The organism is Vibrio profundi (assembly GCF_043642225.1).
Taxonomy (GTDB): Bacteria; Pseudomonadota; Gammaproteobacteria; order Enterobacterales; family Vibrionaceae; genus Vibrio; species Vibrio profundi_A.
The window spans coordinates 1-14,333 of the sequence record NZ_JBHZSF010000012.1 but is presented as its reverse complement, the minus strand read 5'-3'; the positions used below and the strand labels follow the sequence as shown (position 1 = coordinate 14,333).

The window sequence follows — 14,333 nt, the reverse complement described above, 5'->3', positions numbered from 1 at the left end:
ATAAATCGTCGAATTCATATGTGATTTCGATCCTGTAAGCAAGTAAATGACTTTCTTATTGTTCAATAAGTGCAGGTTATTAATCGCATAAATTTATATAAATTAACAATTAGTTACATCTTCCATTATTTTTCTGCTTCCTTTGTTTGTGACAGGTTTCTTGTGTCGATAATAAATAGAGGATTTAAAAGTGAAAACAATAAGGATTTTACCGTTAGTCGCTGCTTTAGGCGTTCCAACTTACGGTTTCGCAGAAACAGATGCAATAACTTCTCAAGAAGTCACACCGCGTATTGTGGGTGGTCAACCTGCGATAGCTGAAGACTGGAAGTTCTATACGCAGATAGTGAATAGCAACAGCAATCGTTCTTTTTGTGGTGCGAGTTATATTGGTAACGGATTCGTTCTAACAGCTGCACACTGTGTCGATAATGACGCGCCTAGCCAAATCGCGGTTAAAATTGGTGGCTACCGATATAATGGTACAGATGGCGTACGTTCAAACGTAAGTCAGATTTATGTGCACCCCTCGTACAATAGTCAGAACTTGAGCCATGATATTGCCTTGCTTAAATTAACTACGGTGCCGAGCGGTGTTACTCAGGTGTCTATTGCTGAGGGGGCGTTATCTCAGTTCGCATCTATTGGTGAAAACCTAACTGTTGCGGGGCTAGGAAGAACTTCTGAAGGGGGCAGTTCTCCAACCGTACTGCAAGAGGTCGATGTTCCATTGATTTCTGATACAACCTGTAGAGAAGCTGGCGGTAGTTATACGTCAGTTGGGGCTGTGTCATTTTGTGCGGGCGTCGCTCAAGGAGGGATTGATTCGTGCCAAGGTGACAGCGGCGGTCCGATAGTCATAAACCGAAATGGCGTAATCACTCAACTAGGTATTGTAAGCTGGGGGATTGGCTGTGCTCGACCAGGTAAATACGGTGTCTACAGCGATATTGCTGCGCTGAAACCATTCATTGATAATATCGTTGGAGCGACTACACCACCAACCGATTCCGTGACCGTAAGCTATAAAGCGAAAGAAACGCTCTCAGCAATGAATGTTGGCGAGAGCAAAGTACATACTTTCAAGGTTTCCAATCAAGGTCAAAGCGCTTTTACGATTGACCCTGTTAGTGTGGGTAATAACAGTGCGGTATCAAAGCCAACAGTATTTGATGATTCGTGTAGCCTAACAACGTTGCAGAAAGGTCAAGCTTGTCAGGTGGATGTTGAGTTTACTGCGTTAAATAGCGGTAGTGCGCAGGTGACGTTGCAGTTTGGAATAGATAAAACGAGCAATACGTATTTGGCTGAAGCAGTACTTGCAGTTAATTCAGCGACTCAACCGCCTTCAGGAAGCTGTAGTATTTGGGAAGCGGGTAAAGTGTACAACACGGGAGATACTGTCTCTTGGTCAGGCCAGGTTTGGCAAGCGCAATGGTGGACACAAGGAAACAACCCAAGTGATTCAGGTGCTTGGGGTGTGTGGCAAGTAGTAGGGGCATCAGATTGTTCCGACTCCAAACCTCCGGTTGAGCCCCAACCGCCTGTAGAACCAACACCTCCAGTGGAGCCAACACCACCTTCAACAGGAAACCAATACCAAGCAGGCGTATCGTATGATGCAGGAGATATCGTGTTGAACAATGGAGTGAGTTACCAATGTAAAGCGTGGCCATACAACCTTTGGTGTGGTGCTACTCCTAGTGCGTACGAACCAGGCGTAGGAAGTGCTTGGTCGACAACGTGGGAACAGCTCTAACCGGTTCTACTATGAGCACGAAATGAATAACGAAAGCCTCTCTCTGGAGAGGCTTTTTTAATTTAGAAGTATATTGAATCGAAATAGATTAGAATCAGAAAGTTAACTTTATTTGTATAGAAAAATAGCTATGCAAATGGTATTAGGTTTAAGTGAAAGTAAAGACAGTGTTAAGGATGAAATTATCGTGAGCAGGCGACCAGTGTTACTAGTGATTTGGATGTTTGGTGTGTTGTTTTCCACATTGTTACCCGCAAACGAAGTACCTGACCATATTAAAGGTGCGCTATGTATCGTGAGAGCTGACGATAAAATTGTACTTGTTAACGAGATCCTGACGAAGCAAATATCCCTTCCGGGCGGCATCATCGATCAAGGAGAGCCTCCCCATTTAACAGCTGAGCGCGAAACATGGGAAGAGTCGGGCTTGGTAGTGACTGCCAAAGAAATTTTGGGGTATACCGCGACGGCGGTTATCTATGACTGCGTTTCCGACTCGGATGTAATAGCGTACGACTTCAATAACGTATTAGATGGACATGAATTGCCGGTTTGGTTTGCCCCTCATTATGGAGTGGAGGTAGCTAGCGCTATGTTACTTTCTCCAGATAATCTTGAATCTCACGAATATCGCTACCCAGAACAGTGGCCGGCTATTAGAGCGATGTTTAACGATGCATCCAATCAGCCTGTCACCTATGTTGATAACTTGATTAAGGCCGCCCCATCATTTAATCAGATTGAGCTAGGGTGGATGTCTAACCTTCAGCAATCAATATCTTCATTGCCGAGCGCAATAACCGCCGGTATTAACAGTTTATCGATGCTCGCAATGACATTAACTAAGCCTTGGTTGATGCTAGTGTTGTTTCCATTAGCGTATTGGTATTTTGGAAAAGAATTTGGCTTTAAGCTGTTCTTCACGGTAACGGTAACTTCATTGTTATGTTTGGTAGCACAGCAAGGCTTTTCGTTACCTAAGCCTCATGTTTATACGCCGGCTTTAGAATTGTTACCTAGTTATGGATTCAGTTTTCCAAGTTTACCTATTGCAGTTTGGTCGTGTGCTGCGACGTTGGTTTTTTATAAACTAGGTAAGTTGTCTATCAATAAAGCGACGTTAGGCTTTTTAGCGTTTATTACATGGATTGCTTTTTCTAAGTTTTACAGTGGTTCGGCATTTATAACTGACATGGTGGTAGGGGCTTTATTTGGTTCGCTATCTGCGTGGAATATCATTCGACTGTCAAGTCGCCAAGACATTGATTTGTTAACGTTGGTCTCGTCTAAAGGTGTTTGGTTTGGCTTGACAGGTGCTACTGTAGTCATCACCGCGGTTTGGCCTCTTCCTGTGTTTACGGCTTGGCTGGCGGTGCTACTTACGGCATCGATGTTAGTGATTTCTTTCGACCGCAATAAAGAGATGATCGACTTCAAGCAAGTTATTGCAACAATAGTACTATTATTGTTGATGAATGAAGTGATTTTGTACGGTGCAACATTCGTTTCTTATAGCGGAATATTATCGCTAGGGGTTGAGACTATACGTTTCCCACTGTTGATTCTGCTTTTTGTGGTATCGGTTCGTAAAGGCAAACTTATCTAATAACTCAATGCCCCATGGAAGTGGGGCATTTTTGTATGCTAGCTTTTATACTAATACAAACTTTTCAATCGCTTTTGCTACGCCATGGTCGTTATTGCTAGCGGTAATGTAATCAGCGATAGATTTGGTTTCTTCCATCGCATTTTCCATCGCGATACCGAGCCCTGCGTATTCAAGCATGTGGTGGTCATTTTCTGCATCACCAATACAGATCACCTCATTAGAATGGATGCCTAGATGGTCTGCAATAGCTTTAATTCCGACACCTTTGTTAGATTTAGGGTTTAAGAACTCTAAGAAAAACGGGGCACTTTGTACGATGGTAAATTGTTCGCGCAGTTCTTCTGGGATCGCCTGAATAGCTTTGGTCAACTTAGTCGGCTCAGCAACCATCATTGTCTTGATAATAGGATGAGAATCTTCAAGCTGTTCGAAATCAAACTCAGTGATCTCTAACCCGTTGATGGTCGCCTCAATTTGAGTGTATTCATTATGTTTTGGCGTGATTAAACCGTGGTGCTCACTAAATGCATGAACGAAAACACCGAGTTCTTGAGCGAGTCTAGCGATGAGTTTGGCGGAATAACCGTTACTAATCTCACTGTGAATGGTTTCCTTGGTCGAAACGTTTTGAACTTTAGAACCGTTGTAGAACAAAACGTAGTCTTCTGAACCATCAATGTTCAATTCTTCAAGCTTGGCTTGCATGCCTTCAAGCGGTCTTCCTGAAGCCAGCACGACTTTGACACCCGCTTGGCGAGCTTTCGAGATTGCCAATTTGGTTGGTTCGGAAATGGTTTTGTCGCTAGTGAGTAGTGTGCCGTCCATATCTAGGGCAACGAGCTTATACATAACTTACCTAAAAAGTGATTTATAATTCAGGAAGCAGCATATTGAAACTTTGTGACGGTAGCCAGAACTTTGCTGATTTTGTTACTTAAGTTTCATTTATTTGACCTTGTCGCAAGAGTGTTTTAATGTCTCGCCCCTGCGTGTTTTTGATAATGGTATAAGCCGAGGCCAAGTTGTATAAAATTAACGAAATGTTTGAAACTATTCAGGGTGAAGGGGTCTTTACCGGAGTTCCGGCGGTGTTTGTGCGTCTTCAAGTTTGCCCAGTAGGCTGTGCTTGGTGTGACACCAAACAAACATGGGAAGCTCTACCTGAAGATGAAACAACACTTGGTGATATTATGGTGAAGACGCAAGATTCACCGACTTGGTCCCCGATCGACGCACAAGGTATTGTCGATGAATATCAAAAACAAGGCTATACAGCTAAACATATTGTGATAACTGGCGGTGAACCGTGTATCTACGACCTGCGTCCTCTTACTGAAGCATTTGAATCTATCGGCTGTCAGTGCCAAATAGAAACAAGTGGTACGTCTGAGGTACATGCGAGTAAAAACACATGGGTGACAGTGTCACCAAAAGTGGCGATGAAAGGTAAGTTGCCAGTTTTAACTAGCGCTTTAGAGCGAGCTAACGAGATTAAGCATCCAGTCGGTACAATTAAAGATATTGAGCACCTTGATGGTTTACTTGAAGGTGCAAAAATTTCAGAAGACGTCATCGTCGCACTTCAGCCCATCAGTCAAAAAGAAAGAGCAACTCAACTGTGTATTGATACTTGCATTGAGAGGAATTGGAGACTGTCTATCCAAACTCACAAGTATCTAAGCATTGCGTAACTAATCCATTGTAATAAGGACAAATGATGAATAAAGCTGTTGTTGTATTTAGTGGCGGGCAAGACTCTACAACTTGCTTAGTTCAAGCTTTGAAAGAGTATGACGAGGTTCATGCGATTACTTTTGATTATGGGCAGCGTCATAAGTTAGAAATCGAAGTCGCTCAATCCTTAGCGAAAGATCTAGGTGTGAAAGCCCACAAAGTGATGGATGTTACGCTGCTTAATGAACTCGCGATAAGCTCTCTGACGCGTGATGACATTCCAGTTTCTCATGAGCTGCAAGAAAATGGTTTACCAAACTCATTTGTTCCTGGAAGAAATATTTTGTTTCTTACGCTTGCTGGTATTTATGCGTATCAGATTGGAGCGAATACAGTGATAACTGGAGTATGTGAAACGGACTTTTCTGGTTATCCTGACTGTCGAAATGACTTTGTTCAGGCGATGAACTCTGCGTTAGTAAAAGGCATGGACAAACCGCTTGAGATTAAAACGCCATTAATGTGGCTAAACAAAGCGGAGACTTGGGCATTGGCGGACCAATATGGTTCTCTAGAACTAGTTCGCAACCATACATTGACTTGCTATAACGGAATAATTGGTGATGGGTGCGGTGATTGCCCTGCATGCGATTTACGTCAAGCAGGGCTAGATGAATATCTTGATAATAAAGAATCAGTAAATAAGAACCTGACTAGCAAACAAGAATCTGCTTAATAGGCAGAACTCGGCATATCGATTTCGTCGTTATAAGCATCGACAATACAGTCTCGGCCATTCTTCTTAGCTTGATAGAGAGCTTGGTCGAGAATTGAATAAAGCTCGTCGAAGTTACCTAAAGCGTGCGGTGTCGAAAGATATGCAAAGCTAGCGGTAACATTCAATCGAGCGTTTGACTCAGTAGTAAGGTGAGAATTAGCAATAATCTGATGTAAATGATTAACCCTTAGTTCAACATCATGTTCATCTACATTGGTCAGTAGTATTAGAAACTCTTCTCCACCAAGCCTTCCCAAGAACTCCCCAGCTTGTAATCCACTCTGGACTCTCTCTGCAATATGGACTAACGCTTTATCACCAGTAGGGTGACCATGAGTATCATTAATCAATTTGAAGTTATCTAAGTCGAGTAGAATCAACACGTGATTCGTTTCTGGTTCGGATAAGGCCGGTAGGAGTCTCACTCGCCTTATCGTTGCAGCTCTATTTAAGCAGCGAGTCATTAAATCTAACTCTGATTTCTTTTGAATTTTTCGATTCATGTAAAAAGAGAGGCTAGCGATTAGTAAAAGGGCGATGACCACCAAGTTGTACATGAGCCTTTGGTCTTCCATTTGCTTTATACGAAGCCTATCGAGTCTCGATTTATTCGCCAAAATAGAGGTTTCAAGCTCTTGCTCATATTGGTTCTTTGTCAGCTCTAGTGCTTCAAAAGCGAGCCGGCTGTCAACATCACGGCTGTTTAATTCAGCCTCCGCATATTGGGTATAAAAGTGGTATGCACTTTTAAAGTCATTTTCGAGTTTAGAAAGAGCGGTGAGCTGCAATAAAGTTTTTCCTGAATATTTATTGCGTTGCACTTTTTCTGCTAAATCTTTTGCAAGATACGCGTAATGGAACGCCTCTTTTAGTAAGTGTTGCGCTTCAAATACGTCGCTAAGAGCCAAATAAGTTTCAATTCGAATACCATCATGCCCAAAGGATGATGCGCTGCCTAAAGCACTAACTAGGTACTCATGTGCGCGATCATAATCTTGTAGCTGTGTGTGAGCTTTTCCAAGACCTAAATTTGTCATAGCCAAGCCATACTCATGACTAACGTTAGTGAGTAGCAGCAAAGCAGCTTCGAAGTGTTCAATGGCTTTTTGTAATAGGCCTTGAGACATGTAGAGATCAGCTAAGCTATGATGCACTTGAGCTTGTTCCAATTTCGATGAGTTAGCTCTTAGCTCAAGTGAACGAGACAGATACTCTTCGGACTTTTTATATTGTTTTAGCTCTCTCAGCAGGTTTCCGATGTCGTTATAGACGCCGGACACATCGAGCCCGTTGGGATATTGTTTTAGTAGAAGGTGGTAAGTTTTCAGCGCCCGATTATAGTCACCACGAAAGTATTGATTGTTAGCGACGACTCTATACCCGATATATTTAGGCATTGCTGGATCAGAGGTATTTTGTAATAAATCAGAGAGTGAGCTGCAATAAAAGTTAGCCTTGTGATATTTCGATTGCTCATTCAAAGAGCGGCAGAGTTGATAATTGAATAAGATTAGACCTTCTGTATCACTCGATACGTGCATCTCATTGAGTAAGCTGATGAATTGCTTTTGTGCTAATTGATATTCACCGCGGCCGTCATGAGACAGCGCCTGAATGAATTTTTCTTCTAATGCTGAAAAACTAGCATCAGAGGAGTTCCCACCAAAATAAGGTTGCTTATTTATCGACATGAATTGATAAACAAGTGAGCTGATAAATAATTTTTCGCCGGATGATTCGAGACTTGCATAACGCTCTTGAAGCATGTTTAACGCACTACTAGAGTTAACACTTCGCTTAGAAAGATAGACCTGATACCACTGAGAGTTAGGTGAGTCTTCAGGTTGTTTAAAGTCAGTCTGATTTACAGAAGACAGAGCTGAGAAAGATACGATGGAAATTGAAAGAGATAATAGTAAGCGACGAAACATATACGAGAAAAAGTAAAGAGTGGATTGCCATTCTAAAATCTAGATAAATTGAGAGCAATGAATAATAAAATGTGCAGAAAGAATTGTGCGCTGAGGCGTATGAAAGAGAGATGTTTGTACAAAAAAGGCCGCAAAAATGCGGCCTTTCTGACCCTGTAAATAATTCTGTGTAACTGCCTGGGTTACATATATTCAGTGAGTCGGTCTTCGAACATAATCATAAAGCGGTTTAGAGCTTGTCGCCAGTTTCTAATCGGCATCGTCCACTTCTTGGAAGCATCTCGGATAGCCAGGTAGATCACCTTTCGAGCTGACTCATCCGTTGGGAATAGCTTACGTTTCTTAATCGCTTTTCTAATAACGCTATTGAGGGATTCAATGGCGTTAGTCGTGTAAATCGCTCGGCGAATATCCTCTGGGTAGTTAAACAGGGTGTTGAGGTTGTCCCAATGCGCCGTCCAAGAGCGACTGATTTGAGGGTACTTGCTATCCCATCGGTCAGAGAACTGCTCTAAGGACAACAGCGCCTCGTCTTCTGTGGCTGATTGGTAGATTTTCTTCAGGTCGGTCGTCACCGCTTTGTAGTCTTTCCAAGGGACGTACCTGACCGAGTTTCGCACCATATGCACGATACAGAGCTGTATTTGCGTCTCTGGGAACGCAGTGTTGATAGCATCGGGAAAGCCCCTGAGTCCGTCAACGCAAGCGATAAGGATGTCTTTCACCCCACGGTTTTGAAGCTCAGTCAGCACATTAAGCCAGAACTTGGCACCTTCCGTTTCAGAGAGCCACATACCGAGCAGTTCTTTTTGGCCTTCCATGTTCACGCCTAACGCGAGATACACGGATTTGTTGATGACTTGCTTGTCTTGGCGCACCTTAACCACAATGCAATCGAGGTAAACGATAGGGTAAATTTCATCGAGAGGTCGCGACTGCCATTCAATCACTTGCTCAAGCACCGAATCGGTTACTTTTGATATCAGCGTTGGCGAGACGTCTGCATCATACATTTCCTTGAACGTTGCGACGATTTCACGTGTGCTCATGCCTTTCGCGTAAAGGCTCAATATCTTGTCGTCCATAGATTGGAATCGAGTTTGGTGCTTACGGACGAGTTGAGGTTCAAAGCTGGCTTCACGGTCGCGAGGGACGTCGATATCGACTTCTCCATCATCGGTGATGATTGATTTGCCCGAGTAGCCATTGCGGGAGTTGGAGCTGGTTCTAGATTGATGTTTTTGATATCCAAGGTGCTCATCAAGTTCAGCGTTTAACGCCGTTTCAACGGTCACCTTGGTTAACATTTTTCGGAAGTCATCAAGATCAGATTCTGTCTTAATTGACTTCGCTGCTTCACGAGCAAAAGCTTCGAGTGCTTTCTTATCCATATTGTCCATCCTTAGCCTTTAAGGCTTAAGTTTAGACAGTTACACAGAATTCAGGACACTCTCGCCTTTCTAGATTAGATGTAGAGTTTTGCAAGATCTGAAGGCTCTAGTTCTTTGCCTTCTAGAGTTGCGTTCCAGTTGGTTCCAACCAGTACGCCATCTTCAGTTAAAGTAAGTAACCAATCTTCAACAAAAATATCTAATGGGATCTCTAAAACTTCAAAGTCAGCCCACTCTTCGACATTATGAGTTTGGGCATCTTCTTTAGAAGACCAGAAAGGCATTACTTCGCTGTTTTCGAATTCAGTTGAGTCACATGCTAGCCAACCGTCTTCATTTCGAAGGCCCCATACAAGTTTGTTTTCAGTAGTTTCAGAAACAAAAAGTTCAAGGTTTGCTTGGATATCAGCAGTTAGTTTACTCATTAGTTGGCTCTCTATTGTTTGAACATCGTTAGGGTAACACTATAGAAATCGCAGGTATATAAATAAAACAAATGTAACTTTTGCTGGCCTGAAAATAAAAAAGGCTAACTCTTAGAGTTAGCCTTCGTAGTTATTTAGGTATGGTGGTGAATATTGTCCATTCTTCTTTAACATTACCTTGGAAACCTACAACGCTCGCCACCACTTTTCGGTTCTTAGCATGGCTGAGTTCGTCGTCTCCGAGCTCAGAAAGGTTTTCATCACCAAAGCCCACAATTTCTATTCTAGTGTGGCTAATACCATTGTCTACAAGAGCTTTACGCACGTTGTTTGCACGTTCTTTTGAAAGCATGAGGTTGTGCGATGCTCTACCTACTTTACTCGCAAAGCCCTGTAACTCAATTGAGGTCGTAGAGTATTGCTTTAGAAATTCAGACATTTCACGGATTTGTCCAAGAAATACCGGGTTCACTTCTGTCGAGTTATTAGCAAACAACACGTGAAGTTGCATTTTCTGGCTCGTTTTTATGAACGTCCCACAGCCATCATTATCAATTTCTGCCTTTGAAGGGGTATCAGGGCAAAGGTCACGTGCATTGATAACACCGTCGCTGTCGTCATCCAATAAGTCGGCAATTTGATCAGCTTTCGGTGTAGAAATGTAGTCATATTCGTCTTCAGCAGAGACAGGCGTAGAAAGTGTGACGAAAAGTAACGGTGCAATAAAATGTTTGATCATATTAGTATTCTACCTTCTCGTTCCATTCTTGAGGCACATCTACGCGTAATGCTGCTAACAAGTTACCGGTAGCGTTCATAACACGATATTTAGCGTATTGCTCATCATATTTTGCATCTAAATAGCCTTTTCGTGCTTCGAAAAGTTCATTTTCGGTGTTAAGTAGATCGAGTAATGTTCGTTTACCGATGCGGTATTGCTTTTCGTAGGCAATAACTGTCTGAGAAGCGGAATCTACGTGATCAGATAAAAAATCTTTTTGTTGTAGAGTGAGATCCAGTGCACTCCAAGAAAGGCGAAGGCCTTCTTCAACCGTTCTGTAAGTACGTTCTCTAAGGTCCTTTGCTTTGTTCAACTGATACGCGGCGCTTTCTGCTCGGTCAGAATCAGCGCCACCATTATAAAGGTTATACCTTAGACGTAACATTGCAGAGAACTCGTCGCTACTACCTTCAACACCACCTGCATCGTCACGCCATATTTGCGCTGCTTCAAACGATAGAGTTGGGTAGTTAGTGCTCTTACTCTGCTGATACTGAAATCTAGCGGAATCCACATCGACTTGTGAAATCTTGACGACTGGATGAAGCTCCATCGCAAGCGATAGGGCATTGTCAACGGTAAGTGGAATCGCCATAGCATCGGCTCTAGGGAAAACTAGACCTTGAGGGGATTGGCCGACTATGCGCATGAATTGAGTATGCGTATCAAATAAGTTGTTTTGCGCAGCTAGCAAGTTTCCGTGTGCCTTTGCAATACGCGCTTCTACTTGGGTCATATCGGCTGTAGAACCGATACCAGAATCAACACGCTTTTTAATGTCGCTATAGATGTTTTTGTGGGTAGCAAGGTTACTTTCAGAAAGAGAAAGTACTTCGTGTGCTTTAACAGCATCCAGATAAATTTTGGTCACTTCCAGTGCAATATCTTGTGCATCCGAAAGTAGTTGAAAGCGAACAGATTCTGCGTCGGCAGCAGTACGATCCATGTCATTTAGCGTAGCTGAGCCATCCCAAATGAGCTGGGTTAGGGTGAGAGTCGCTTCCTTACGTGTTAAATCGGTTTCTTCATTGTTAGAAGCTAGGTCAGTGTTTTCGTAACCAATGCCCGCATCTAAATCTATACTTGGTCTATAAGCGCCACCGGAAGCATCGTTTAGATACTTTTTACTTACATATTCATTATAAGAACTTTTAATTTCCGGGTTGTTTAGCAGGGTTAATGATACTGCTTGCTCCAAGGTTTGCGCATTCGCAGGCAAACTCAATGCTATAACTGCACCCAATGTACTTTTCTGAATCCAATTCAACTTATTGCTCCAAAGCATGTTTTGGTAATAGATGCGTAATCATAGACAATTACGTGTCTCATAAATGAGAAGCTAAATAACTAGCGTCAATAAAATAACACCTAACCAAGTCGATATCTAATGTTCTGTTAACAAAATTGTTAAACTTCCGATAGTGCACTCACTCTAGTAACTATTGGACTAAGTGTTTGAATCTCTGTTTCGGAACGTAAAGGGCAGTATTAAAAGTGAGATATTAATACAAAAAACTATAGTTGTGATGCAACTCACTCGTCTAGCTCAAAAAATGTTAACCGTATGATGTTTTAAAGTGAATACTATTGATGCGAGTGTTATATTTGAGTCAATTATAAATTCAGTCAGTAAATTGACATTATTCGTCAACGTGTAGGATGTAGGGGCAATTATGGAATTATCAACTTTGATCGCTGGTGGAGCTCTAGCTGTCGGACAGCGCATTGTTATTGATACCAATGGAAATATCAGAATAGTTGAACAAGGAGAACAACTTCAATTAGGCGATGTTGTTCTCGAATCATTTGATGCCTCTTCAAATACCCCTCAAAAAGTGTCACTCGTAAATGAAAGTGGTGAAACAGAGATCACTGATGAGATCGCTGACATTTTTGCAGCTCTTGAAGAAGGGCAAGATCCTACACAACTATCTGATGAATTTGCGACAGCCGCGGGTGGAAGTGATGGTTCAAGCCTAGTCTCCTCGGGGAGTGTAGAACGTGATGGTACAGAGGCAATTGCTGACACTGAATTTGATACTGAAGGTCTTGAGTCATTAGGACTGTCTGAAACTCAAAGTCTTTCATTATTAGAAGCATTCAACAATCCAATCGACGCGCTTTCGGTCACGGATGTAACTCCGCCTCAAGCTTTGACGATAGCTCTTGAAATTGATTCGGGCTCTGCGTCGGATGATTTTCTTACAAACGATGGACGTTTCTCTGTAACAAATATAGAAGAGGGGGCGACGGTAGAGTATTTAGTTGATGGTGTTTGGACCACAACCGAACCTACACCTACAGAAGGCACAAACACGATTACAGTCCGTCAGACCGACTCGAGTGGAAATTCCTCAGAAATATCAGAACTTAACTTCACGTTAGACACAACAGCACCAAACACCCCTAGCATCTCACTTGTATCCGATACTGGTTCATCTAATCAAGACTTATTAACTAATGACGGTAATTATTCTGTGAGTGGGACAGAAGATGGAGCTGTCATAGAATATTTAGTTGATGGAATATGGACAGAAGCCGCACCGGAAGCAATCGAAGGTGAAAATACGATAACTGTACGACAAACTGATGCTGCGGGTAATACATCTGGCTCTGGTACATTAACTTTCACTCTTGATACTACTCCTCCGTCAGCGCCAAACCTTTCGTTAGGTAATGATACAGGTGACTCCGCTTTAGATCTGACTACTAATGACGGTACATTAATTGTCTCAGGAATCGAAGACGGTGCAATTGTTGAATATCTTGTAGATGGCACATGGACTGACACGCAGCCAACTCCAGAAGAGGGAGTGAATACCGTTGTGGTGCGTCAAACTGATGCAGCTGGTAACACTTCAGAAAGTACAACTTTAGAATTCACACTAGATACACAAGCAGAACCAGGTGTAGTTACAGTCGATGATATCACGTCAGATGATCTGATAACTGAAACCGAAAAAGGTCAGACGATATTAGTTACAGGCAGTGCGGTTGGAGGAGATATTCAACCTGGTGATACGGTCTCAGCCATTATTAATGAAACAGCTTACACCGCTGTCGTTGAAAGCGACGGATCTTGGGAGTTAAGCGTAAGCGGCGAAGACTTATCCAATGATACTGACTTTGATGTTACGGTAAATTCCACTGACTTAGCTGGTAATGCAGTGACAAGTTCTGGGAACTCTACCCATACTTTCGATACGACTGAAGTCAATGTAAACATCGATATAGATCCAATCACCGAAGACTCAGTTATTAATGCTATTGAAGCAGAACGCACAGTTACGATTACAGGTACAGTTACGGGTGAAAGTTTTACTACAGGTACTGTTGTGCTCACTGTCAATGGTATCGAATACCAAGGACAAGTAGTCGATGGTCAATATAGCATTGATGTAAACGGCTCTGATCTAACGGCTGATAGTGACAACATTGTTGATGCAAAACTTAATGTTGTAAATGAAGCTGGAAACATTGGCTCAGCAACCTCGACAGAGTTCTACTTAGTGGATACCTCGGCTCGAGGAACCATTTCAATAGACTCAATCGCTGAAGATGATGTTATTAACAAAGAAGAAAGCGAAAGTACAGTTACTGTCACTGGATCAGTCGGAGGAGATGCAGCTACTGGTGATCAAGTCACAGTTGTAGTAAACGGTGAGACGTACACGACAGTAGTACAAGCTGATAAAACTTGGAGTGTGAACGTAGAAGGTAGCGATCTGGCAGCTGGTAGCAGTGTTTCCGCGACAGTAACCGGTGAAGATTGGGTTGGTAACGAGTTTAGCGGGTCAACATCGCAAGAGTATGGAATCGACACGGCTATAACGATTCCAAGCATCGAACTTGTGGCGTCGAGCGACAGCGGCAAAGAAGACGCGCACGGCAGTGACACAGACAACCTGACCAATGACAAGACGCCGACGTTCTCGCTGGGCAACATCGATGCCGATGTGGTGGCAGCGGGCATCGTGGTGCTCAA

Annotated in this window: 11 protein-coding genes; 5 read left to right on the top strand and 6 right to left on the bottom strand. The window is 42.7% G+C overall.

Features of this window, described 5'->3' with window-relative positions:
* Positions 1–190 precede the first annotated feature (190 nt).
* A complete protein-coding gene (locus ACHUFI_RS16670) occupies positions 191–1,759 on the top strand; it encodes a trypsin-like serine protease (protein WP_394251134.1) in 1,569 nt (522 codons plus the stop codon).
* Positions 1,760–1,889: 130 nt separating this feature from the next.
* Entirely contained in the window at positions 1,890–3,365 is a 1,476-nt protein-coding gene (locus ACHUFI_RS16665; protein WP_394251133.1) for a bifunctional NUDIX hydrolase/phosphatase PAP2 family protein, read from the top strand.
* Positions 3,366–3,410: 45 nt separating this feature from the next.
* On the opposite strand, the gene ACHUFI_RS16660 is transcribed toward ACHUFI_RS16665, so the two are convergent.
* A complete protein-coding gene (locus ACHUFI_RS16660; RefSeq protein ID WP_394251131.1) occupies positions 3,411–4,217 on the bottom strand; it encodes a Cof-type HAD-IIB family hydrolase in 807 nt (268 codons plus the stop codon).
* Between the two features lie 191 nt (positions 4,218–4,408).
* Between ACHUFI_RS16660 and queE the strand changes: the two genes are divergently transcribed.
* Together queE and queC are read left to right on the top strand one after the other, a co-directional pair.
* Positions 4,409–5,059: a 7-carboxy-7-deazaguanine synthase QueE gene (gene queE, locus ACHUFI_RS16655; RefSeq protein ID WP_394251129.1), complete on the top strand. Its 651-nt coding sequence runs from the start codon at positions 4,409–4,411 to the stop codon at positions 5,057–5,059.
* Positions 5,060–5,085: 26 nt separating this feature from the next.
* The gene (gene queC, locus ACHUFI_RS16650; protein ID WP_394251384.1) at positions 5,086–5,778 is read left to right on the top strand and encodes a 7-cyano-7-deazaguanine synthase QueC; all 693 of its coding nucleotides are present in this window, start codon (positions 5,086–5,088) and stop codon (positions 5,776–5,778) included.
* On the opposite strand, the gene ACHUFI_RS16645 is transcribed toward queC, so the two are convergent.
* The 5 genes from ACHUFI_RS16645 to ACHUFI_RS16625 form a co-directional block, all read right to left on the bottom strand.
* The gene (locus ACHUFI_RS16645; RefSeq protein WP_394251127.1) at positions 5,775–7,751 is read right to left on the bottom strand and encodes a tetratricopeptide repeat-containing diguanylate cyclase; all 1,977 of its coding nucleotides are present in this window, start codon (positions 7,749–7,751) and stop codon (positions 5,775–5,777) included. The genes queC and ACHUFI_RS16645 overlap by 4 nt on opposite strands.
* Positions 7,752–7,933: 182 nt before the next feature.
* Positions 7,934–9,142 (bottom strand): IS256 family transposase, encoded by a 1,209-nt coding sequence (locus ACHUFI_RS16640; RefSeq protein ID WP_394251125.1) that lies wholly within the window; start codon positions 9,140–9,142, stop codon positions 7,934–7,936.
* 74 nt (positions 9,143–9,216) lie between these two features.
* Positions 9,217–9,567, bottom strand: coding sequence for a DUF2750 domain-containing protein (locus tag ACHUFI_RS16635; protein WP_394251123.1), 351 nt, complete (start codon positions 9,565–9,567; stop codon positions 9,217–9,219).
* Positions 9,568–9,697: 130 nt separating this feature from the next.
* A complete protein-coding gene (locus ACHUFI_RS16630) occupies positions 9,698–10,306 on the bottom strand; it encodes an OmpA family protein (RefSeq protein WP_394251121.1) in 609 nt (202 codons plus the stop codon).
* A 1-nt stretch (position 10,307) separates the two neighbouring features.
* Positions 10,308–11,615, bottom strand: a complete 1,308-nt coding sequence (locus tag ACHUFI_RS16625) for a TolC family outer membrane protein (RefSeq protein WP_394251119.1) — start codon at positions 11,613–11,615, stop codon at positions 10,308–10,310.
* A 406-nt stretch (positions 11,616–12,021) separates the two neighbouring features.
* Between ACHUFI_RS16625 and ACHUFI_RS16620 the strand changes: the two genes are divergently transcribed.
* The coding region (locus ACHUFI_RS16620) for an Ig-like domain-containing protein (protein WP_394251117.1) at positions 12,022–14,333 on the top strand (2,312 nt) is incomplete at its 3' end.